The 23,202-nt window shown below is 51.3% G+C and carries 20 protein-coding genes; 13 read left to right on the top strand and 7 right to left on the bottom strand.

Annotated features, from left to right (window positions below):
* Both VB081_RS03925 and VB081_RS03920 read left to right on the top strand, forming a co-directional pair.
* On the top strand, window positions 1–630 hold a 630-nt coding region (locus VB081_RS03925), incomplete at its 5' end, for an MIP family channel protein (protein ID WP_323399545.1).
* An 89-nt stretch (window positions 631–719) separates the two neighbouring features.
* The gene (locus tag VB081_RS03920) at window positions 720–1,841 is read left to right on the top strand and encodes a hypothetical protein (RefSeq protein ID WP_323399544.1); all 1,122 of its coding nucleotides are present in this window, start codon (window positions 720–722) and stop codon (window positions 1,839–1,841) included.
* 42 nt (window positions 1,842–1,883) lie between these two features.
* Here VB081_RS03920 and VB081_RS03915 read toward each other — a convergent pair whose 3' ends face one another.
* Both VB081_RS03915 and VB081_RS03910 read right to left on the bottom strand, forming a co-directional pair.
* Window positions 1,884–2,537 (bottom strand): potassium channel family protein, encoded by a 654-nt coding sequence (locus VB081_RS03915; protein ID WP_323399543.1) that lies wholly within the window; start codon window positions 2,535–2,537, stop codon window positions 1,884–1,886.
* Between the two features lie 51 nt (window positions 2,538–2,588).
* Entirely contained in the window at window positions 2,589–3,959 is a 1,371-nt protein-coding gene (locus tag VB081_RS03910) for a TrkH family potassium uptake protein (protein WP_323399542.1), read from the bottom strand.
* A 174-nt stretch (window positions 3,960–4,133) separates the two neighbouring features.
* Here VB081_RS03910 and spo0A point away from each other — a divergent pair, with 174 nt between their 5' ends.
* The 3 genes from spo0A (at window position 4,134) to VB081_RS03895 (ending at window position 6,762) form a co-directional block, all read left to right on the top strand.
* The gene (spo0A, locus tag VB081_RS03905; protein WP_323399541.1) at window positions 4,134–4,907 is read left to right on the top strand and encodes a sporulation transcription factor Spo0A; all 774 of its coding nucleotides are present in this window, start codon (window positions 4,134–4,136) and stop codon (window positions 4,905–4,907) included.
* A gap of 453 nt (window positions 4,908–5,360) precedes the next feature.
* Window positions 5,361–5,699, top strand: a complete 339-nt coding sequence (locus tag VB081_RS03900; RefSeq protein ID WP_323399540.1) for a PadR family transcriptional regulator — start codon at window positions 5,361–5,363, stop codon at window positions 5,697–5,699.
* A 1-nt stretch (window position 5,700) separates the two neighbouring features.
* Window positions 5,701–6,762, top strand: coding sequence for an HAAS signaling domain-containing protein (locus VB081_RS03895; protein ID WP_323399539.1), 1,062 nt, complete (start codon window positions 5,701–5,703; stop codon window positions 6,760–6,762).
* A gap of 40 nt (window positions 6,763–6,802) precedes the next feature.
* Here the strand turns inward: VB081_RS03895 and rsmA are convergent, their stop codons facing one another.
* Complete coding sequence (gene rsmA / locus VB081_RS03890; RefSeq protein ID WP_323399538.1) at window positions 6,803–7,648, bottom strand: 16S rRNA (adenine(1518)-N(6)/adenine(1519)-N(6))-dimethyltransferase RsmA; 846 nt, start codon at window positions 7,646–7,648, stop codon at window positions 6,803–6,805.
* 66 nt (window positions 7,649–7,714) lie between these two features.
* Window positions 7,715–9,109, bottom strand: coding sequence for a G5 domain-containing protein (locus VB081_RS03885; protein ID WP_323399537.1), 1,395 nt, complete (start codon window positions 9,107–9,109; stop codon window positions 7,715–7,717).
* A gap of 299 nt (window positions 9,110–9,408) precedes the next feature.
* Between VB081_RS03885 and VB081_RS03880 the strand changes: the two genes are divergently transcribed.
* Window positions 9,409–11,550 carry a penicillin-binding transpeptidase domain-containing protein gene (locus VB081_RS03880; protein ID WP_323399536.1) on the top strand — a complete coding sequence of 714 codons (2,142 nt, stop codon included), beginning with the start codon at window positions 9,409–9,411 and terminating at the stop codon, window positions 11,548–11,550.
* A gap of 21 nt (window positions 11,551–11,571) precedes the next feature.
* Window positions 11,572–12,207 carry an HdeD family acid-resistance protein gene (locus VB081_RS03875; protein WP_323399535.1) on the top strand — a complete coding sequence of 212 codons (636 nt, stop codon included), beginning with the start codon at window positions 11,572–11,574 and terminating at the stop codon, window positions 12,205–12,207.
* Here the strand turns inward: VB081_RS03875 and VB081_RS03870 are convergent.
* The gene (locus VB081_RS03870; RefSeq protein WP_323399534.1) at window positions 12,201–12,737 is read right to left on the bottom strand and encodes a DUF2284 domain-containing protein; all 537 of its coding nucleotides are present in this window, start codon (window positions 12,735–12,737) and stop codon (window positions 12,201–12,203) included. The genes VB081_RS03875 and VB081_RS03870 overlap by 7 nt on opposite strands.
* Window positions 12,738–12,934: 197 nt before the next feature.
* On the bottom strand, window positions 12,935–15,310 hold the full coding sequence (locus VB081_RS03865) for a glycoside hydrolase family 3 C-terminal domain-containing protein (RefSeq protein ID WP_323399533.1): 2,376 nt from the start codon (window positions 15,308–15,310) through the stop codon (window positions 12,935–12,937).
* Window positions 15,311–15,597: 287 nt separating this feature from the next.
* Here VB081_RS03865 and VB081_RS03860 point away from each other — a divergent pair, with 287 nt between their 5' ends.
* A complete protein-coding gene (locus tag VB081_RS03860) occupies window positions 15,598–17,139 on the top strand; it encodes a C40 family peptidase (RefSeq protein ID WP_323399532.1) in 1,542 nt (513 codons plus the stop codon).
* A 126-nt stretch (window positions 17,140–17,265) separates the two neighbouring features.
* Here VB081_RS03860 and VB081_RS03855 read toward each other — a convergent pair whose 3' ends face one another.
* Window positions 17,266–17,439: a hypothetical protein gene (locus tag VB081_RS03855; protein ID WP_323399531.1), complete on the bottom strand. Its 174-nt coding sequence runs from the start codon at window positions 17,437–17,439 to the stop codon at window positions 17,266–17,268.
* A gap of 176 nt (window positions 17,440–17,615) precedes the next feature.
* Here VB081_RS03855 and tilS point away from each other — a divergent pair, with 176 nt between their 5' ends.
* The 5 genes from tilS to VB081_RS03830 form a co-directional block, all read left to right on the top strand.
* Window positions 17,616–18,998, top strand: a complete 1,383-nt coding sequence (gene tilS, locus VB081_RS03850) for a tRNA lysidine(34) synthetase TilS (RefSeq protein ID WP_323399530.1) — start codon at window positions 17,616–17,618, stop codon at window positions 18,996–18,998.
* On the top strand, window positions 18,998–19,546 hold the full coding sequence (gene hpt / locus VB081_RS03845) for a hypoxanthine phosphoribosyltransferase (protein ID WP_323399529.1): 549 nt from the start codon (window positions 18,998–19,000) through the stop codon (window positions 19,544–19,546). Before tilS ends, hpt begins: the two co-directional genes overlap by 1 nt.
* Before the next feature lie 77 nt (window positions 19,547–19,623).
* Window positions 19,624–21,636, top strand: coding sequence for an ATP-dependent zinc metalloprotease FtsH (gene ftsH, locus VB081_RS03840; RefSeq protein WP_442872704.1), 2,013 nt, complete (start codon window positions 19,624–19,626; stop codon window positions 21,634–21,636).
* A 146-nt stretch (window positions 21,637–21,782) separates the two neighbouring features.
* Window positions 21,783–22,613 (top strand): PHP domain-containing protein, encoded by an 831-nt coding sequence (locus VB081_RS03835; RefSeq protein ID WP_323399527.1) that lies wholly within the window; start codon window positions 21,783–21,785, stop codon window positions 22,611–22,613.
* Window positions 22,614–22,680: 67 nt separating this feature from the next.
* On the top strand, window positions 22,681–23,202 hold a 522-nt coding region (locus VB081_RS03830; protein WP_323399526.1), incomplete at its 3' end, for a ribose-phosphate diphosphokinase.

Below are 23,202 nucleotides of genomic sequence, written 5' to 3'. Positions count from 1 at the left end.
GGCATCACGGGGGTCGTAGGAATTGCGCTTGCGTTTGGTTTGTCGATCGTTGCGATGGCGTATTGCATCGGAAATATTTCCGGATGCCACATCAACCCCGCAGTGTCATTTGCAATGCTGATCTCCAAAAGGATGAGCGGTAAGGATTTCATCGGCTATGTGATCGCGCAGGTTTTAGGGGCGATCCTTGCAAGCGCGATCCTTATGTTTATTGTAAACAGTGCAGACCTTGGCGGTATTGCCACAACAGGTCTTGGCCAGAATGGCTTTGGTGAAGCGTCTGCCGTAGGGCTCTCTATGGGCGGCGCATTCGTGGTCGAGGTCATCTTAACGTTTGTGTTTGTGATGACGATCCTCGGCGTAACATCCTCGGAGAAGATGGGCTCGGTTGCGGGTATCGTAATCGGCCTGACCCTTGCTTTTGTGCATATCATCGGTATCCCGCTGACAGGCACATCCGTTAACCCTGCAAGAAGCCTTTCTCCCGCGATTTTCATGGGTGGCACGGCTCTTGACCAGGTATGGCTGTTTATCGTAGGGCCGCTCGTGGGCGCTGCGCTTGCCGCACTCATCTGGATGGCCTTTGTAAAAGGAAAGAAGGACAAGCAGGAAGCAGGCGAGATTCTGTAATCTGGAAATGAACTGAAAGATGTTAAAAGATTCTCATGCCGCCGGTAGGCGGCATGAGAATTGTTTTTATGGGAAGAAGATTGGGGCATATGAAAAATTTTAAAGGCCTTGAAAAATGGAAAATCAAAAAAATTCTGTTTGGCTTTGTATTATTGAGCGTGGTCGGAATCATTTTTCTTTCATTCACAACAAACGCGTTAGTGAAAAGCAAAATGGAAGACAGCGAGAAATGGGACGCGACGCTGGTGCAGTCAGAACAGATCAAGCAGGAGGTTAAGACGCGCAGTACAAATGCCGTAGAGGTAATGGTAGGCACACAAGTGGAAAGCATCAGGGATATTTCCCTGAAAGGTTCGTCGTTCCGCGCCGAGTTTTTGGTCTGGTTCATGTGGGAGGGGGAGGAAGACCTCAACATGCTTGAGCATTTCGACATCTATAAGGGTGAAATCAAAAATATGACGGTGGAAAATGGTTCCATGAGCAGGCTAGAGGTTTTGGAAGATTATCACGAGGATGGCGTAAACTACCAGCTGGCACGTTGCGATGCGACGATCGCAAAGTATTTCAATACAACGCGTTTTCCGCTTGATTCGCATCAGCTGCTGATCAATGTACAGTCCACCTATCCGGTCGATCAGGTGGTCTTTGTTGCGGATACAGAGAAAAGCACATACGACGATACGATTCAGATCGCAGGCTATCAGACGGACGATCATGAGGTCGCTGTCCGCTACGTAAGGACGGTAAACGATCAGAGCAATCCAGCCCTTAAGGACAAGGTGTTTATCGGGACGGAACTTACAACGTCAATGGTCATCAACCGCGATGGCTTTGGGCTGTATATCAAATGCTTTATTGCGCTTGCGGGTACGATCACCTGGGTGCTGATATCCATGTTTATCGCCACATACCATAATGTCGACCCGATCCGTATGGTTCCTGCGGCACTGTTTGGTACTGTCGCCAACATTATGGTCGGCGCGAACCTGTTGCCCGACGCGTTGCAGATGGGCTTGCTGGAATACGTCAACATCTGGGGCATCATTATGATACTCGCAGGGGCGTTGTCCGTGATCCATATCAACCATACCCGGAGCGGTTTCAAAGACGATGCGTTTGCCGCATCGTTTGGCAAGCTGATGTTTTATACCATGCTGCTTTTTGCGGTCGTGGGAAACCTACTGTTGCCGCTCTCGGCCTATATGTTCTGAAACAAAAAAACGGCCGTCACATAGACGGCCGTTTTTTAATACCTAATTACTTTCCTCGAGCTTGCTGATCTGTTCCTCCGACCCGATAACGATCACAACATCTCCCGCGGAAATGCGGTCGCCGGGCAAGGGATTAACGTTCACATCCGTTTCGCCGTGGCGTATGGCGATCACGCTGAGGCCATATTTTTTACGGAAATCAAGGTCGATGAGCGTTTCGCCCACCCACGCAGCGTGTGCCTCCAGTTCGGCGATCCCGTAGTCGTCCGACAGCTCAATAAAGTCGAGGATGTTTGAGGAGAGCAGATTGTGCGCGACGCGGATACCCATATCGCGTTCAGGGAAGACGACCTTATCGACCCCCATCTTATAAAGCACCTTTGCATGCACCTCGCTCTGCGCCTTGACGACCACAAGGTCGATACCCTGCTCCTTACAGATGAGCGCAGCCATGATGCTTGACTGGATTTCGCCCAGGCATACGCACGCAACGTCAAAGTTGCGGATACCAAGCGATTTTAAAGCATTCTCATCCGTAGCGTCCGCCTGCACGCCGTGCGTGGCATAGTGCATGGCGTCATTTATTTTTTCTTCGTTTTTGTCGATGACAAGAACGTCGGCCCCCTGTTCTACCAGGGTTTTTGCAACGCTGGTGCCAAACCGGCCCAGCCCAATGACTACATATTGTTTTTTCATAACTTCTCCATTTGCCGTCTTGATGGCGGACGGCATGCCATAGTGTTCATTTTAACCGATCATGACCTTGTCTTCCGGATAGCGGTAGTTACAGCTCTGCTGGCGCGACATGCGTTTTGCAAGCGCAAGCGAGACGGTAAAGAACCCGACCCTGCCGCCAAACATGGTCAGCATGATGAGCACCTTGCTGATAGGGGACAGGGAAGCGGTGATACCGCACGAAAGACCTACCGTACCAAAGGCTGATGTCACCTCGTACAGGATGTCGGATACGCTCATATGATGTTGCTCAAAGACAGAAATCAATACGGTCACTACGGCGACAGAAAGCATCGCAAGCGTAATGATCGTAATGGCGCGCATCACGAGCTGTTTGTTGATGCGGCGTTTTGCGATCACCACATCCTGTTTGCCGCGCACAACGGTAATGATGAGCGCAAGCAGCAAGAGAGCGGTCGTTGTTTTGATACCGCCGCCCGTACCGGATGGCGATGCACCAATAAACATAAGCGCGACCGTGCCGATCTTGGAAGCGGGCGTCAAGTCGGCCTGCGGGATCGCCGCAAAGCCTGCCGTACGCGTCGTCACAGACTGGAATGCAGCCCCAAGCGCCTGATCCCCTGCGGAAACACCCGGTGCACCGAGTGTCTTGGGATTGCCGGATTCCATTGCAAGGAAGAACAAAAAGCCGGCGACAAGAAGCACGACCGTCGCGACCAATACGATTTTTGTGTGCAAGGTAAAATGGTATTTTCGTCCGAGTGTGGCCTTGCGGTACAGCTCTACCACGACAAAGAATCCAAGGCCGCCCACGACGATCAGTGCCATGATCGTACCTAGTACAAGGGGATCGTTCGCATAAGAAACCATACTGTTTCCAAACCCTAAAATATCAAATCCGGCGTTGCAGAACGCGGAAACCGAATGAAACAGGCTGTAATAGATGCCGGTGGATATACCATATTGCGGGATAAAGCGGATGGACAGCAAAAGCATGCCTGCGACTTCCGCGATCAGTGTAACGATCAGGACATTTCGCGTCATACGCACTACGCCCTGCAGATTGGATTCGTTGAGCGAATCACGGATGACGAGGCGGTCTTTTAGGGTGATGCGTCGTCCAAGCAGCATGTAGACCATAGAGGTCGCGGTCATAAAACCGATCCCGCCGAGCTGGATTAAGATCAGCATAACAAACTGACCAAACAGCGTGTACGCCGTGCCGATCTCGATGACCGAAAGGCCGGTCACGCAGATAGCGGAGGTGGACGAAAAAAGAGCCGTTAAAAAACCCACCGATTTCCCTGAGGTCGAAGCAATCGGCAGGCATAACAATATTGCACCTATTAAGATCATGCCACCAAACCCAAAAACCAGTATTTCAGCCGGGTTCAGTGCCCTTCTTTTTTTCAGAATACGCAAAACGCTTCTCCTACAATGAAGAACTATTCTATAAATCAACTTTATTATACACGTTTTGCATAAAAAGTACAGTCCCTGAAAAAACTTTTTTCGAAATCTGTAATATTTTGATGTGCTGATGAATATATTAATATATAAGGATCTTTTTTAGGGAATTTTGCGAAGGAGACAAAAATGCTGGAAACTTTGGATGTATTGATCGTGGAGGATGACCGCAAAACGGCGGAACATCTGGAAAAGTATTTAAAAAAGCAGGAGGATATCCATCAGGTCGATCAGGTGCAGTCCGCGGAGGAAGCGCTTGAGATGCTACGTCTGGTCGATTACGACGTTGTGGTGCTCGATCTTGTGATGCCATCGTGCGACGGCTTTGGTTTCTTGGAACGTATGGCGAATATGCGGGAGGGCGCGCATCCGGACGCGATAGTCGTATCGGCTATCAACAGCGAAGAAGTGATCCGCAAGAGCTTTTCGCTGGGGGCTAAATATTATATGATCAAGCCCTTCGCCGAAGAGATCATGTACCGTAGGATTTGGGACGTCGTCAAGCTCAAACAGCCGGCAGAGCCCGGTGGCGGGGCAGTGCTGGTAAAAGACAGCGCGGATATCACGCAGCGGATTACCGACCTATTTCTGATGATCGGCGTACCGCCGCATTTAAAGGGATATCAATATCTAAAAGAAGCAGTGCGTCTTGCGGTAGACGACCGCATGATCGTTTACAGTATCACGAAAAAGCTGTATCCGGAAGTGGCGAAGGCATTCGATGTGACAGCCACAAAAGTAGAGCTGGCGATCCGCCATGCGATCGAAGTCATGTGGGAACGCGGCAATATGAATGACCTCGATAAAGCGCTGGGGTTCCGCGTCAGCAGCAACGGGCACAAACCAACAAACGGGGAGTTCATTGCCCTTTTGGCAGATAAACTTTTGAGCCAGGGAGTATAGAGAATATTTATGCATAACGACCAAGTCCGTCGAAAAATCTTACAATGCATAAATGTGGAAGATGTGGATAACTCGGTGGATAGCTTGATGAAAAAAAGGCTTAATAAAAGCAATTGTGTATGACTGTGTGGATAAGTAGGATAACTTGATGTATATCGGGCCGTATTTTATGAATAAATTGTAAAATGCAAAGAAGCGATAGGATTGTAAAAATTGGATAAAATTTCATTCAATGTTTTGTAAAAACGAATATGAGGCAATCTCGATGAATATTTATACATTGCTGTTTTGACTATATTGCAATGTAGTTCGTGAAAAACGGCCCGGAGGGCGTGCTGCTTCCGGGTCGTTTGTTTTGAAAAAAAATTTATAATGTGTACTTGACAATAGTGTACGGCACACAGTATAATGCAAATATAGTGTGCGACACACACTAATGGAGGTGATACAGGTATGGATACGCCGCAAGAGATTTTAAACGGCCTGTTGCAGGAACTAAGGCGAGGAACGATCGTGATGAGTGTACTCTCGCAATTAAATGAACCGCGCTACGGTTATTCGCTGGTGCAGCGCCTAAACGATGCGGGGATGCCGACAGAGGCAGGAACGCTCTACCCGCTGCTGCGGCGGCTGGAGAAGCAGGGGCTGCTGAAAAGCGAGTGGGAAACAAGCGGGGCAAAACCGCGTAAGTATTATGCCATCACGCAGGAAGGCATGCAAATCTATGAAAAATTGCTTGTGCAATGGGATAAGATGTCAGCGGTCATCGGCCGCATGACGGGGGAGGAATAATATGACGACACAGGAAATGATAGAACGGTATATATATGATGTGACGCGCAGGCTGCCTTCAGAGCAGCGTGAGGACATCAGCCGGGAGCTTAACGGCCTCATAGACGATATGATGGAGGAACGCGAAGCAAACGGCAAGACCACACAGGAAAATGCGGAAGACGTATTAAAAGAGCTGGGCGCGCCGTTTGCGCTTGCTGAAAAATACAGGGACAAAAAGCAATACCTAATCGGCCCGGGGTATTATGAGCAGTATTGGTTTGTGTTAAAGATTGTACTGATCGCCGTAACGGTCGGTATGGTCATTGCGTCCATCGTGCAGGGCGCCGCATGGATGATCGACATGCCTGGCGCGACACAGGCACAGCTTATCACCAATACGGCGGCAAGCGTAGGGGAAGCATTTGCTAACGTCGTCATGGGACTGATCCAAGGGTTTGCATGGGTAACGATCTTCTTTGTGATCATTGAACGTTGTTCCGTTAAGGTCAACATCAAGGAAGCGGTGTCTGACGCATGGAAGCCGCAGGATTTAGAGGACAAGCCGATCCCTGCGGAAAAAGCGATTATCAAAAAAGGTGATTCCATCGCGGGTATCGTGTTCACAGTGGCGGTCATCATTCTGTTCAATTTTGTGCCGTACCTGATGGGCATATGGCTTGCCGGAACGGACGGGGTCATGCACTTCATACCGATCTTCAACCTGCAAACGCTTGCAATGGTGCTGCCGCTTTTCAACATTTGCTTTGTGCTCGGCATCATCCGCGAGGTGCTGCGCGTCGCAACGGGGCGACACACCTTGTGGCTGGGCGTCGCGACGACGCTGCTCAATATAGCGGCGCTTATTATCGCATGTTCGATCTTCTTTAACCCGTCGATATGGAACATGGACGCGATCAATCAGGCGGCGCTGATACAGCCGGACGTTTTCGGCGGGGCGCTTGCGCAAATCAACGCGTTCTTTGGTTACTTCACCCGCTTCTTCGGCTTTATCCTTGTATTCGCCTTTGGGCTCGACAGCGCGATTTCGCTCTACAAAGGGATACGCTACGGACGCGCTTGACCAACGCAACAAAAAAACCGCCGGAACATTCCGGCGGTTTTTATTTTTGAAAGAATGCTTTTGCCAAACTGCAAAATTCTGCAGGGGAAAGGCATTGCGCTCGCGTTTTGGGGTCGATATTGCAATTTTTTAAAATTGTAATCACGGTGTCTGCGTCACCCAGTGCCTTTAAGTTGTTGAACAACGTTTTACGCCGCATAGAAAACGCCGCGCGTACGACCCTGACATAGTCGCGTCGCGCTGCGTCGCATGCCGGTTCGCCAAGGGCAAAACGTATGATGGCAGAATCCACATCCGGCGCGGGATAAAAGCAGTTTCGCGAAACCTCAAACAACGTCTCCGGCTTGCCGTAATACAGGCAGGAGGCGGTAAGGGCGCTGTAATCCGTATCGCCGGGCTGCGCGCTTAAGCGTTGTGCGACCTCCTTTTGCACCATCGCGGTGATGCTTAAAATGGGTGCGCTGTCCTCGAGCAGCGTCATCAAAATCTTACTAGTAATGTAGTAAGGCAGATTGCCGCATACATGGAAGGAACTGCCATGAAAGTGTGTCCGGCATATTTCACCAAGATCACATTTTAAGACATCACCCTCGATCACCGTGACATTTTCAAGATCGCCAAGTGTTGCCGCATGCAGCGCGATCAGGCCGGTATCGATCTCCACAGAAACGACTTTTTTGGCGCGGCGGGCAAGCGCCCGGGTAAGCGCTCCAAGACCTGTGCCGATCTCAAGGACATAATCATTTTCGGTAAGCTCCACGCTGTCCGCGATCTTATTCACGATATTTTCATCACATAAAAAATTCTGTCCAAATTTTTTCAAAGGGGACAGGCCGTTCTCTTTTAGCAGTAACGTGATGTCGCGCGGGGAAGTGACGTTTATCATAAATACTCCTTCATATATGTAGATAAAAAACGGCGGGATACGTCCCGCCGTTTCATCATAGCTTATCTAGTTTAAGATGTAAACCGTCATCGTCTTGCGTCCCCATGCATTACATGCGGTCTCGTCAGGTTGGTCGCCCATATAGATGTCGATGACATTGCTCGCCATACCGCCGCGGTCTTCCACAACGCCCTCGCCATACCCTTCGATATAGACGCGCGTTCCGAATGGCAGTGAGTTGGATGCGAGCGTTCCCCAATGCGGGTAAGTGCCTGACGCCGTTTTACTGCCGCCGTCGCAGTTGGAACAATACGCCGTGACCTGCACCTTGATCGCCTTGCGGCCATTGAGATCGGTTTCACCACCGCTATTGCTGCTGCCGGACGAACCGGAGCTGCTTGGCTTGCTGGGCTTTTTGTTTGAAGACGAACTGCTGGAAGTCGATTTTTTCGGCTCGGGTTTTGGTTCCGGCTTCACATAAGTCCCGACTTCCATGATCTGGTTGACGGGCTGCTGGATCACGTCTTCCGAAATGGATTCGCGCGAGATCAGCGCGCCATTTTTATAAAGCTCCTTGTAGGTGATCTGTAAAACGCCTTCCGCACCCTCTTGGGCGACCTGTGTTTTGCCCTTTTCAAGCTCGGCGTTTTCACGTGTTGTGTTTTCAAACGGGATCGACTGCTGCTCCGTCGTTTCCTGTGTGGTGACGATGATATGGTCGATCACCATGCCCGAACGCACAAGCGAATCGGGCGAGGGATATACCTCGTCGTCGGCAGCAGGAATCACGCCGGCCTTATCGAGAGCATCCTGCACGGTATGTCCCGCCACGATGCTTACCTCGATCTCCTGTCCGTTGCTTTTGACGGTAAGGGGCATCGCGCGGTAGATGGTGATGGATTGTCCCTCATAAACAGGGGCGCTCAGGTCGGTAGAGACTACGTCGTCCGTGCCGATGCTCACGCCGTTATCATCCAAAAATTCCTGCACGGTACGTGCGCCGGTCGAAGCCTGCAGTACGCGTCCGTTATCGTTGAGCGTGATATCTGTCGTTGGTTTTGCAAAGGATGTCGGAATAGCGATACACGAAACGGCGACAACTGCAGCGCAGACAATAGCGATATTGCGAAAAAAATGATCGCGTATCCCACCGCTGCGTCCACCGGTCGTCCTGCCGCTGCGTCCGCCTGCAAAAACAACGCGGCCGGAGCCGGACGTTTGCACGGGCGACGGAGCAGGCGCTTTCTTGCTGCTGCGTCTCGACGTTTTGGTGGTCGAGAGGGCGGAAAACGCTTCGGCCAGCTTGCCCGGCTGTTTCTTGTTGCGCGCGCGTCTGCTTCTGGAGCCGATAGGGGTCAAATCCTCGTCTGAGAAGTTGGGTTTGTGCGTCGTATAAAGGATCCCCTTATATTTTCTGTTGGGATTGATTTCATCGTCTTTTTTCTTTTTATAAACTGGCATGTAAAACCTCCGCAGCCGGCACTGTCGCAGCCGGCAGATATCCACAGTATATAGCGAAATGGGGAAAAAGTCAATTTTCCGGAATAAAAACAAGGTGTTTTAAAGCCTTAAAGCACCTTAAGTGGGGAAGGTGTGGAACACTTTGTAAAACGTCGAAAAGCCTGTAGAAAAAGGAAAAGTATGGATCAAAAAAGAACTTGTGAATAAATCGTTACAATTTTGCAAATCTTATGAAATAATAGTATAATCATAATAAAATTTAGGAAAGAACCGCGCGCATTACGTGGTATGGTCTGCTGATGGCGAAAAAAATCTTTATATATATAATAGTAGTTATTTTTTCGATCGGTCTGGTCGCGGGCTCCCTGTTTGGCTGCGCAAAGACGGACGGCGCAATGAGCACAGGCTATGCGTTCGTAGATGCGCTGGTCAGAAAAGATTACAGCGACGCCTATAACTACGTGTATGCGCTGACGTCCGATGTAAAGTCAAAGGACGAATTTATTGCGCGTTTCAACAATATCTATGATGCGCTAGAGATCACGGACATCAAGCTGGTGGATCGCAATGTGGAAAAAGTGGCGGATTCGGAAACGGAGTATACGCTTACCTACAAGCTCGACATGACGAGCGGGCTTCTTGGGAATGTGACATATGAGTACAGCGCGGACATCGTAAAAGGGCCGCAGGGCTACACTGTGCTCTATATGCCGAACCTGATTTTACCGGCGCTTGAGGAAGGCGATAAGGTGCGCGCGGTCACGCAGACAGGGAAGCGTGGCGAGATATTTGCCGCGGACGGTACGGTGCTTGCCAGGAACGATTATGCGCAGAGCATATATATTGATCTGGAAAAAGGGCCGAATATCGATGAAGTAAAAGGCTTTTTACAGACGAATTACGGAGTAGACCCGGAAAAGGTGCAAAAGAAATACGAAAACGCGACAGAAAAGGGTTTTACCTCGGAAGTGCTGGCAACGTATCCAAAGGGTACGCTTACACAGCAGCAAAAGCAGGAGATTGCAGGTGTAAACGGGCTGGGCGTGGACGAAAACAAGATGACGCCCATGCGCTACTATCCATTAAAGGACGACGCGGCGCACATCATTGGTTATCTGGGGTCGCCGGATGACGACCAACTGAACGAAGAAGCAGGCATCACAGAAAGCTCGATCGTCGGCAAGACGGGTCTTGAGCGGCAGTACGAGGATACGCTGCGTGGCACCAACGGAAAAGCTGTGTATATCGAGGACGACAAAGGCAACCGCAAGGAGACCTTATACGAAGACGCCAAAACGGATGGCTTGGACGTCACACTTACGATTGATTCCAAAAAACAACAGGACGCGTATACGTTGATGGCGGCGAACATTGCCGCGGGTGACAGTGGCGCTGTCGTTGTGATGGATTATACCAATGGGGATGTGAAGGCGCTGGTATCCTATCCGTCGTTTGACAGTAACCTGTTCAATTTTGCGCTGGATCAGGAAATTGTGGAGCACTATATGGGCGAGAACAGCAATTCTCCCATGCTCAACCGCGCGACGCAATCGATCTACACGCCGGGTTCAACATTCAAGCCCTTTACGGCAGCGGCGGCAATGGAAAACGGTAAGCTGACAGACCAGTCTACGTTGCCCTTCGAGGAAAAGAAGCGTGAAGACGGTAAAACAGGATATACATGGACGCCGGATATGCCGGGCTGGGTTTATCCGGCCATCAACAGTAAAGAGATCGCGGGCGGGGACAGGACGTTCAAATATGCGATGAAATCATCGGATAATATCTACTTTGCCTATTATGCGCTGCAGGTGGGCGTTGACGATTTCAAGGCGTATATGGAAAGGATCGGTATGGGCGAAGCGCCCTCCTTTGAGCTTCCGGTAAAGGCATCGAGCATGATGTCGCAGGATCCGCCGGATTATAGCCTGAACTGGCTGGCACTGACAGGATTCGGTACAGGTGAAGTGCAGATCAGCCCATTGCAGATGGCGACGATGTATACTGCGTTCGAAAACAGCGGCAATATGCTCAATCCGACGATCATGCAGAATATTTCGCACACGGATGAGAACGGCGACCAGGTCGTGGATGAGGAAGCCCCGCATACGGTGTTTAAGGAAGGGACGATGTCTCAGGCGACGATCAATATGCAGATGCCTGCTCTCGAAGAGGTTATGGTGACAGGGACGGCGGCGCTTGCAAAGCTTGGCAGCCGTGAGGGGATCTACGGCAAAACGGGTACGGCGCAGTTCGGCCCCAACAATTCGCGCGAGTGGAACTGGGTGGTGTCCATCGACCCGGCGACACAATGCCTGTACCTGGTGATTGTGGAAGCGAACGCAGACCAGGGAAGCAAACCGAAGCTCAATATTTTGAGTGGACTTGTGGATGAAAGTAAATATGATCTTGCGCTGCAGCAGATCGTGCAGGATAACTAAATTGTAAAAGGGGAATCATAAATGGATACGTTGATAAGGGTTTTGAAGGTCATTCTAGGTGTTCTTTTGTTTCTGGTCGGCATCCTGCTCCTCAGTGCGCCGGTCGTCTCCACGGTCGTTTTTGTAGGGATCGCAGGGATCGCGATGATGGTGGTAGGCGTATTGCAGCTTATTTGCGGATGCTCGCGCAAGCGGGAAGGGATATTGGCGGCAAACGCCGTGGTATCCATTATGAACATTGCACTGGGCGCTCTGATCTGGATGTTTGCGAGCAGCATGCTGATCGCGTTCCTGCCGCTGCTAATTAGCATTTGGCTGGCGGTGTTCGGCGTGGTGCGTATCATAGAAGGAAACGCGCTCAAAAAGCAGAACGTACAAAGGTGGAAATGGACGGTAGGGATCGGCGTGGTTTCGATCGCGGTCGCGGTACTGCTCGTCGTGCTGCACTGGATCGCCGCGATGGACATCATCGGCGTTTTACTTGGGGCATTTGCCATTATTTATGGATTGAACGTACTAAGCGACGGCATCGTCAAAGAAAAGACAATAACAACACAGGAGCGCCTGCAGGAAGACGAGGCGATTTCCGAGTCGTATAACGCAGATTTCCGCAGATTTGAGGAAAACCTGCACAAAGGTGAAAAGAAAGATCAGTAAAGAATAAGTCCGGTGTTTGTCACCGTGTTTGGTTCGTGAATATAGGAAAGCCCTGCCGACGTGCACAGCTCAGATACATTGATGCCGCACGCTTCTACAGGTACAATGTGTTTTTCAGGGAAGCGGCAGGGTGCGTTTGGATAGGTACATATTTCGCACAAGGTACATTTGCCTGCGCCAAGGACGAGGAAATGGTTCGTTTTCCCGCTGATATCAGACTGGATGGCGTACGCGATGCGGTTGAAGGCCGCGTTGGAAGCGAGCATACCTTCAAAGTCGAACGAGTCTTCAAGCGTTCCGACGTATTGGAAAGCAATGGCACTGGAAAAAGACTGTACCCGCTCCTTAAGCGACTGTACGTCGCCGCAGCCGGGTGGACAGCTCCAGTTGGTGCCATAGCAGCCGCAGTGGTTCATTTCACATGATTCACGCAGCTCCGGGTAAAAGCGGATATCGCTGACCTTTACGGGCGCCGCCGCGTAAGCGCCGTATCCTTTTAGGGATTGCATGATCTGTTCTGCATTGAGCATGAGAGGCCTCCAGTCCGGCGGGTTATGAAATCTCTTCTATTATAATATAATAACATTCGATATAGATTGCAAGTAAAAGGCCGATGGTACACCATCGGCCTTTTACTGATTGGGGGGTATGTATTGTTTTTGCTGTCGCCGCACTGTGTTGGGTGTCGCGACAGTATATATATAACCGGACTTAAATACCGTAAACACTATTTCGATTTTATTTTTCTTTTTTTGCGTTTGCGGCTCGCTGAGAAAAAAGCAAGGATGCCGATCAATACTTGTCCGTTCGCGATCATCAGTACGCCGCGCGCCATTTCATAGGTGAGTACGCCGCCAGAAAGCGAGACAAGCACGCGAAACGGGTTTTGATCGAGAAGCTGGAGCATGATCTGCTGACCCAGATAATTTTCTGCGGGAATATGTTTTTGGGCAAACCACCGCGCAAATCGGTGGATCTGCCGTCCGATCAGGGCGGAATCAAAATCTGTGAGCGTAGCGTTGATGGTAAACGGGTGCAGACTGAATGAGATTTGCGGGATCTTATCAAAAAGGCTGTAAAAGGCGACGGCATCCCAGTGGCCGTCCGTTGCAAGCGGATATTCCGGCGGCGTAGCGCCCCGCGGAATACTGACCATTGCCTTTAAGCGGATGTCGCGCGAGGATGCACCAACCAGAACCGTGCAATCATCCATGAGCTTCCAGCCGTTTTGATAAAAGGAGAAATCGCGCTCCGAAAGCGTGAAGGACAATTCCTTTGCTTCGCCCGGCTGCAGGAAAACTTTGTCGAACGCGCATAGATGCTTTTGTGCAGAACCATGCTCGATGTAGACCTGCGCAGCCTCTGCGCCCGCTACATCGCCTGTATTGGTCACAATAAAGGAAAGAGTGACAGACTGGCCTGCAAGAAGCGTATCTTGTGAGAGCCGCAGGTCGGAGTAGGCAAACGATGTGTAGGAAAGACCGTAGCCAAACGGAAAAAGCACCTCTGTTTTTGCCGCGTCATAATAGCGGTAACCCACGTAAATACTTTCGCGGTATTCGACGTTGTGCCTGTCGTCCGAAAAGAACCGGTAAGAGGGCGTATCGCTCAAATGGATGGGATAGGTTTCCGCAAGCTTGCCGCTGGGGTTTACCACACCGGTGAGAAGCTGCGCAGCAGCAGAGGCAGAAGCTTCGCCGCCCAGATAACAATGCAGCAGGGACGTAACGCAGCCGATCCATGGCATTTCCATAGGCGCGCCGCCGCAAAGCAGCACCACAACAGGCTTGATGGCGGCAATTTGCTCGATGAGCTCCGCCTGGTTCTGCGGGATGCAGATGTGGGTGCGGTCGATACCTTCCATTTCATAGTGCGCGGGCAAACCGGCAAAGATGACAGCAACATCTGCTTCTGCCGCGATGCGCTTTGCATCCGTGAGAAGCGCTTCGTCCGTTTCGTCCTTTGTGCTGTCGTATCCCTGGCTGTAAATGAAATTGATGCCGTACTTGGGAAATTCCTCAAGCGCGGTTTCAAGCTGCAGCGGATTGATCATCGAGCTGCCCGCGCCCTGATACCTCGGCTTTTCTGCAAAGTCGCCGAGCAGCGCGACCTTGGTATCCGGCTTTAATGGAAGCAGCGCGTTTTCGTTTTTGAGTAGCACGGCGCTGTCTGCGGCCGCTTCGCGCGCAATCTCGTGATTTTTCTGCATGTCGTAAGTATAAGGTTTGCCTTTGTCCTGCTCACAACGGAATATAAAGGAAAGAACGCGCCTCACACATGCGTCGAGAGATTGCTCGTCAAGCGTCCCTTTTTTTACGCTGCGCATGATGCGCTCGGTGTTTTCTTCGCCGGAATAGGGCATTTCCAAATCCATGCCGGCGGCGATCCCCTTTTCGCGGTTATAGCACGCGCCCCAGTCGGAAACAACGAGGCCTTCAAAACCCCATTCGTCGCGCAGGATATCTGTGATCAACTCTTTTTTTTCGCCGCAGTAATCGCCGTTTAACATATTATATGCACTCATAACGGCGTAAGGTTTGGCGGTTTTGACAGCGCGCTCGAATCCCTGCAAATAGATTTCGTGCAGGGCGCGTTCGTCTACGATGGAATTGGATACCATGCGGAAATATTCACGGTTGTTGGCGGCAAAGTGCTTGACGCATGCGCCTATGCCCGTACTCTGGATTCCATCGATCATCTGTGCGCCAAGATCGCCGGAGAGGACGGGATCCTCGGAAAAATATTCGAAGTTGCGCCCGCAAAGCGGGGAACGCTTGATGTTGATGCCAGGTCCTAACACAAGGGACACGCCCTGTTCGCGCGCTTCGTTTCCCAGCGCCTCGCCTATGCGGTACAAAAGGTCTTTGTTCCACGAACAGGCTGTTGTGGCCGCGGGAGGAAAGCATGTTGCGGGAACGGAAGATTCCAGCATAGCAGTCTCCTTATCGTACTGCTTGCGCAAACCATGCGGGCCGTCCGTCATCAGAACTTCAGGAATATTAAGATCGGCGATCGGATATGTGTTCCAGGCATTGAGCCCGGAGCAGAGATCGGCTTTTTGTTCCAGCGTCAGTTTGGAAAGGATGTCCTCGATTTGATTCATACATGCACCTCTTGGTATTTTACCTACATTACATATAACCAAATATAAGGGCGGTTAAAAACAAGATCATTATATCACAGATATCGGCAGAGGAATATATGGAAAGCGGAAGCGCGAAATGTAACAAAATTGTAAATAATATTAAAATTAACCGAACTTTTACCCATTAGAACGCGGTTCATTTAGATCGAAAGGCTAAATATTACGAAATTATTAAATAAAATATAGACATTTGAGACGAACGGGTGTATAATTCGTATTAAACTTGTAACAGAAAAGGAGTTTTTATGAAACAGATTTTGAGAAGGTTCAAGGCCGCTTTGACATTTCGCGGACGTGGAACTTCCGTGTACAGGGGACATACATCTTCGGTTGTACATCGTTACAGGGCAAGAAAGAAGAAGCAATTTTTGATCGTTGTCGGCGTTGTGGCGGCGGCGGTCATGGTACCGATCCTGGCGACCGCAGCTTATGGCGACGAGATATTCCATGCACCGGCAGTGGTAGAACAGGTACAGCCCGCAGAGGAAGCAGCAGCCTCCCCGGAGCCGACACCCACGCCTACATTGGCAGTGGAGCAGGGTATCGTATTCGAGGGTACGCAGGGGGATGCTCCTGTGGATGATTCCAGCGTGCAGGCACAGGGTGAAGCAGAAGCAGTGAGCGAACCGACACCGGCACCCGAGGAAGCGGTAACGCCTGAGACGACGCCGGCACCGGAAGCAACAGCAGCGCCGGAAGTGACGCCTACGCCGGCACCGGAAGCAACGACAGCGCCGGAAGTGACACAGACACCGGAAGCAACAGTAGCGCCGGAAGCGACGCAGGCACCCGAGGCAACACAGGTTCCGGAAACCACCCCGGCACCCGAAACGACCGCTCCGGAAGCGACGCAGGCCCCGGTTGTGCAGCAACCTGCCGCAGACCCTGCCGCGCAGCAAGCGGCGGCTGCTCCTGTGCAAAACGAACAGCAGAAGCTGTTTGCCGGAGACCTTCAGCCGGAAGCAACGGACCCGCTGATCGCGACGCTCCAGTCCCGCCTGATGGAGCTGCATTATATGGATCAGGACGAGCCGACCGAATTTTTCGGCCCGCTTACCAAGCAGGCAGTCAGCTATTTCCAGCGCAAACACGGTCTTGAGGTAACGGGTGTGGCGACTTACGACACATTGCAGGCGCTTTTCGCGGATGACGCGAAGCCGTATACTGTTACAGTCGGCGCGAGCGGTACGGACGTGGAAGAGATACAGAAGCGGCTCAATAGCCTGGGCTATGACGTGAGTGCGACAGCATACTTTGGTACGGACACGGAAGCGGCTGTCAAAGCGTTCCAGAAGAACAACGAGTTGGGCATCGACGGGAACGTCGGGTATTACACAAAAGAGGAGCTTTACTCTTCTGAGGCGATCACAGCTTCGGGAGACGAAGCAGGCAGCGAGAGCGAAGGCAGCTCCGGCGGTAGTTCGTCGTCCTCCACATTGGAACGGTTCATCGACGTACTGGAAGACCAGCTTGGCAAACCGTATGTGCTGGGCGCGAAAGGGCCTAACGCATTCGACTGCTCGGGACTGATCTACTACGCGCTGAATCAGGCTGGATATGACATTGGTTATATGACATCCGGCGGATGGAGAGGCGCTGACTTCAAAACGATCAAGAGCATTGACGACTTACAGCGCGGCGACATTATCTGCATGAGCGGACATGTGGCTGTCTATATGGGCGACGGCACTGTGATCGATGCATCCTCGAGCAAAAACGCGATGATGCACAGGGATTTCGGATCGTGGTTCAAGAACGGGTTCATTCACGCGAAACGGGTATTCTAAAACAAATAACAAAAAAACGGCATGGCAAACGCTATGCCGTTTTTGTTTTGTTGTCGAGTAAGCATACCGCAGTCTTTGATGGCGATGCTGCTCGAACCTAAGCCGCATCCGCTATTTGTTGCCCGTCTACTTGCTCAGACAACAGACACGCTTCGCGTCGTCTAACTCGCATACGCCGGGCAGCAAGATACCGGATGCTATTCGCCTTTTATGGGCATGATCGACCCGCAGGCGTGATGCGGTGTTTGCTTCCGACGTCTTTGCAAGCGTAGCGCGCAGACTCGGAATGCAAATACCCATCTAAGACTGCGATAAGTTACATCCTGTGAAGGGAACGAAGTGACCGCTCCCAGCGTTCATACTGTGTTCATATGATTTTTGTACAATACTTTTTGTAGAATGACGCATTTTCCCTAGCAAATACGGTTGTAAAGTTAGATTTTACAGTATATTATATATAGTAGGGAAATTCTGACATGGAAAAGATTGTACGGGAGTTTATACAAGAAAACAACCTGATCGAAGCAGGACAGACCGTTGGTGTGGCTGTATCGGGAGGACCGGACTCCATGGCGCTGCTGTCTTGTCTTTGTTTGCTTGCGCCCTCCGCCTTTTTTTCCGTGGTGTGCGTGCACTTTGAACACGGGATCAGGGGACAGGAATCTCTAGACGATGCGGACTTCGTCAGCCAGTACTGCGCAGAGCACAACATTCCTTTCTATATGAGCGCGGCGGACGTTCCATCGCTTGCGGAGGAATGGCATGTCGGCAAGCAGAGCGCTGCCAAGCGCGCGCGGGAGGAATATTTTAAGAGCCTTACCGAGAACGGTGATGTGGACGTGATCGCAACGGCACACCACTTAGACGACAACGCGGAAAGCGTGCTTATGCACATCCTGCGTGGAAGCGGTACGGACGGACTGCGGGGCATCCACCCCAAAAATGCGGAGATCATCCGCCCGCTGCTGTGTGTGAACCGGCAGGAGATACTCGCATACCTCGAAGAAAAAGGGATCGGGTATGTGACGGACAAGACGAACGAGGAAAACGAGTATACCCGCAATTTTATCAGGAACGTTCTGATGCCGCAGCTTCGGGAGCGGATCAACCCGGACGTGGCGGGGGCGCTTAACCGCCTGAGCGTGATCGCGGAATATGATGCGAAATATATAGGCGATATGGCGCAACGGGATTTTGCACAATGCGCAAAAGTGCTGAATGACAGCGTGGAGATCGACATTGGGATGTTTGGGCGCCTGAGCGAGGCGATCCGCTGCCGTATCGTACGGCTGGCATGTGAAAAGCTTTACATCACGCAGGATGTACAAAACGTGCATGTGTTGTCTGTACTGGCACTGGCAGATAAAAACAGGACGGGATCGCGCGTCAATCTTTCAAACAACCTGTATGCGGCTGTGGAATATGGAAAGCTGCTGATCGGTTTTTCTGCACGCGAGTCGGACGTGAGCTTCTGTATGCCATTTGACTTTGAGGCAACAAACGAGCTGCCGGACGGGAGCACTGTCGCAATCGGCGACGTATATGAATGTGATTATGAAAACAGCGATCCCAACATCGCGTATGTGGACGCTGACAAGCTGCCCGGGGCTCTGATGCTGCGGACGCGCTATCACGGGGATATGATACATCCGTTGGGCGCGCCGGGAAAAAAGAAGCTGAAGGACTATTTTATCGATAAAAAGCTGCCGCGCGGCGAGCGCGACAAAACCCCGCTCCTTGCGGACGGAAGCCGGATCGTGTGGGCGGCGGGGCATGTGATCGATGATGAATGCCGCGTAACAGACGATACGACGCGCATTTACTGTTTGAAATATATGAAAAAGCGGGAGGATGCATAATGGAGCATTATGTAGAAAGAGACATCGAGAAGGTTTTGCTCTCCAAAGAGGAGATCGAAAAACGGGTAATGGAGCTGGGAGAACAGATATCTCAGGACTATCAGGGAAAAGATTTTATCGCGGTCGGTATTTTGCGCGGCAGCGTGGTGTTTTTTTCGGATCTGATGCGCTGCGTCAAGATTCCGATGGAAATCGACTTTATGGCGGTTTCGAGCTATGGACAGGGAAGTTCTTCGACGGGCAGCGTACAGATCAAGTACGATATGCAGGAGGACATCCGCGGCAAGCATTTGCTGATCATTGAAGATATTATCGATTCGGGATGGACGCTGCACAACCTGACAAAGCTCTTGCAGGGGCGGCAGCCGGCAAGCATCGAGATGTGCTGTTTGCTCAACAAGCAGGACAGACGCGAGGTGGAGGTGCCCGTCAAGTATATCGGCTTTGATATCCCGGACGAATTCGTGGTGGGTTACGGACTCGATTATGCGGCGAAATACAGGAATTATGAAAGCGTGGGCATTTTGAAGCGTTCGGTTTACGAATAAGCCGGGTGTTTGAAGAACGATAAAAGTTGTTAGAAATAAAGGTATGCGATAAGCAATAAGCGCAACCGAGTGGGAGGATAGAAAGTTTGGCAAAATTTTTCAGAGGGCCGTTTATCTATATATTGATTATTGTTGTTATCATTATAGCGGCGCAATTTCTGGGCAACCCGGAAACCTCAAAGGTAGAGGAGCTGCAATACTACCAGTTTTTAGATAAGGTAGAGGCAAAGGATGTAAAGGACGTCGCGATCCAGGACAGGCTTCTGGTCGGGCGTACCAACGAATCGACAATCACGGATGAGAATTTTCCGCGGGAATATGATTTTTCAACGACGATCCCTGAATCGATCGGACAGTTCAATCAGGATATCGCGCAGGTGACGGGCAGTGCGAACCCGACAGATTATGGGTTTGCCCTGAATTATGTGCCGACGCCGGAGCCGAATATATTCCTGCAGTTTCTGCCGTATCTGATTTTGATCGTGCTGTTCTTAGTGCTGTGGATGGTCATCATCCGCCGTGCGCAAGGCGGTGCGGGCGGCACGGGCGGCGCGATGTCGTTCGGCAAGAGCAAGGCGCGGATGACGGATGGCGGCGAAACGAACAAAACGTTTGCCGACGTTGCCGGCGCGGATGAAGAAAAAGAAGAACTGGTAGAGATCGTACAGTTTTTGAAAAACCCGGCGCGGTTTAAGGAACTGGGTGCGCGTATCCCCAAGGGCGTGCTGCTGGTGGGTCCTCCCGGCGGCGGTAAAACGCTGCTTGCAAAGGCGGTAGCTGGCGAAGCAAAGGTGCCGTTCTTCTCGATCAGTGGTTCTGATTTTGTGGAAATGTTTGTAGGCGTGGGCGCCTCGCGTGTGCGCGACCTGTTTGAAAGCGCAAAGAAGAATGCGCCGTGTATCGTGTTTATCGACGAGATCGATGCGGTCGGACGCCAGAGGGGCGCAGGCCTTGGCGGCGGTCATGACGAGCGTGAGCAGACCTTGAACCAGCTGCTTGTGGAAATGGATGGCTTTGAGGTAAACGAAGGCATTATCGTGATGGCGGCGACCAACCGGAAGGATATCCTTGACCCGGCGCTGCTGCGTGCAGGACGTTTTGACAGGCAGATCGTTGTTAACTATCCGGACGTGAAGGGCAGGGAAGAGATACTGAAGGTTCACGCAAAGGGCAAGCCGTTTGAGCCGGAGGTCGATTTTAAGGTAATAGCGAGAAGAACGCCGGGCTTTATCGGCGCTGATCTCGAGAATGTGCTCAATGAAGCGGCGATCCTCGCGGCGCGCAGGCGTAAAAAGAAGATCGGTATGAGCGAGATCGAGGAAGCGATCACACGCGTGATCGCCGGGCCGGAAAAAAAGAGCCGCGTGATGACGGAGGCAGACAGGCGCTGTACCGCATATCACGAGGTGGGTCATGCAATTTTGGCGCACGTGCTTGATAAGACCGATCCGGTTCACGAGGTTTCTATTATCCCGCGCGGTATGGCGGCGGGGTATACGATGACGCTTCCCGAAGAGGACAAACAGCACGTCTTTAAGAGCAAGCTTGTGGACGAGATCACGATGATGCTGGGCGGGCGTGTGGCGGAATCGCTGACCTTAAAGGATGTTTCTACAGGCGCGATCAGCGATTTGCAGCGTGCGACGGAAACGGCCAAGGATATGGTCATGAAATATGGTATGAGCGACGAGCTGGGGCCGATATTCTTAGCCTCCGGTCATGAGGTGTTCTTAGGAAAGGATTTTGGGCAGACGCCTGAATATTCCGAGAGCACGGCGGCCAAGATCGACGCGGAAGTGACCAAGATCGTGGAAGGCGCGTATGCGCGTGCAAAGGACATCCTGAGCACGAACTTAAAGAAACTGATCAACATCGGCGAGGTGCTGATGCGCAAGGAAAAACTGTCGGGCGAGGAGTTCAAGCGCTTGTTTGAAGATGAGCTTGATGTGAACGATCCGAGCACATGGGCGATCGAGGAGAAAAAGGATACGGAAAAAGAACCGGAACCGATCTCCGCGCCGGAGCAGCCGATAGACGCAGAAGCGGTGGAAACGATCATCGTTGAACCGCCTACGCCGGAAGACACATGAAATGCGAAAATCAATAGAGCCAAAGGCGACAATTGATTTTATGCAGTTCAGCGGTTCCGTCTTGCGGAGCAAAACGGAACTTCCTTAAATACAAATAATAGGGGCGCGATACGTCGCGCTTTCCTATTTTTTCATGGAGTAAATAAATGCTTGATTTACATATGCACTCTACGGCATCGGACGGTACGGACACGCCGGAGGAGATCATCACCAAGTGCGCCAAGCTGCGGCTTACGCTTTCTGCGATCACGGATCATGATACCATCGATGCGCAAAAGGAAGCGATCGCTACGGCAAAAGCGCATAAAATACGTTATATCACAGGGGTGGAGATATCTGTACGGCATCTAGGGGAGCTGCATCTTCTGGGGTATGGCGTGGACATTGACAATGAAGCGCTCAAAACAATGATGGAAGACCTGCGCGGATCGCGCGTGGAGCGTGTGTACGAGATCATCAAGGCCTTAAAAGAACACAATATCAACATTACCTTTGAGGATGTGGAGCGTTTTGCCAAGGGAAACACGCTGGGACGGCCGCATGTCGCCCTTGCGCTCATCGAAAAGGGCTATGCGAGCGATTTGCAGGACGCTTTTGTCAAGTATCTGAATGAAAGCGGTCTGTGTTATATCCAAAGGCGTAAGCTCAATATGCAGCAGGCGCTGGATCTTATCTTAAGCGCGGGCGGCGTACCCGTCCTTGCGCATCCGAAGTTCGTCAAAACGGACGACATCAGCTCGCTTGTCGCGGACATGAAGAAGATCGGCCTTGCGGGCATTGAAGCCTATTATCCCGCGCATACGGATGCGGAAGTGCAGAAGTATCTGGATATTGCGCAGGCAAACGACCTTCTGGTGACGCAGGGCAGCGATTATCATGGGAAAATGCGTCCATACGCAGCGATCGCATGCGAGAAGCGGACGGGGGAAAGACTCACGGATTCCATTAATTTTTTAATTCAAAAGGCTGTAATTTGATTGAAAAGGGTCGGGGCTGGTGCTATAATAAATATGTAATCACATAAAATAAGGATGGTATGATTTTATGCTTAATGGTAATCCCGATATAAAGATATTTGCGGGCTCGTCCGGGCTCCCTTTTGCAAAGAAAATGTGTAACTACCTGGGGGCGGAGTTAGGCGCTTCCGAGGTCATACACTTTTCTGACGGTAATATTTTCATCCGTATCAAGGAAACGGTACGAGATAAAGACGTATATGTAGTGCTCCCTATCGGTTTGGATCCCAACAACGAGTTAGTGGAGCTTTTATTTTGGATGGATTCCTTCAAGCGCGCGAGCGCAGGCGCGGTCACGGCGATCATCCCTTACTACGGATATGCCAAGGGCGACAAGAAGGATGAACCCAGGGTATCGATCCGTGCGCGGGTGTGTGCGGACTGTATGGAGACTGCGGGCGCTGACCGTGTGATCACGATGGATCTGCACAGTGCGCAGGTGCAGGGCTTCTTCAAGATTCCCGTCGATCACCTTCGTTCGCTGCCCATCCTGTGCGAGTACATCAAGGGTATGGACATCATGGAGGACGCTGTGGTCGTCTCTCCGGAC

It is taken from the genome of Christensenella sp., from assembly GCF_034927525.1.
GTDB lineage: Bacteria > Bacillota > Clostridia > Christensenellales > Christensenellaceae > Christensenella.
Note: the sequence above shows the minus strand (reverse complement) of the source record. Positions and strands in the feature narration are given on the sequence as shown.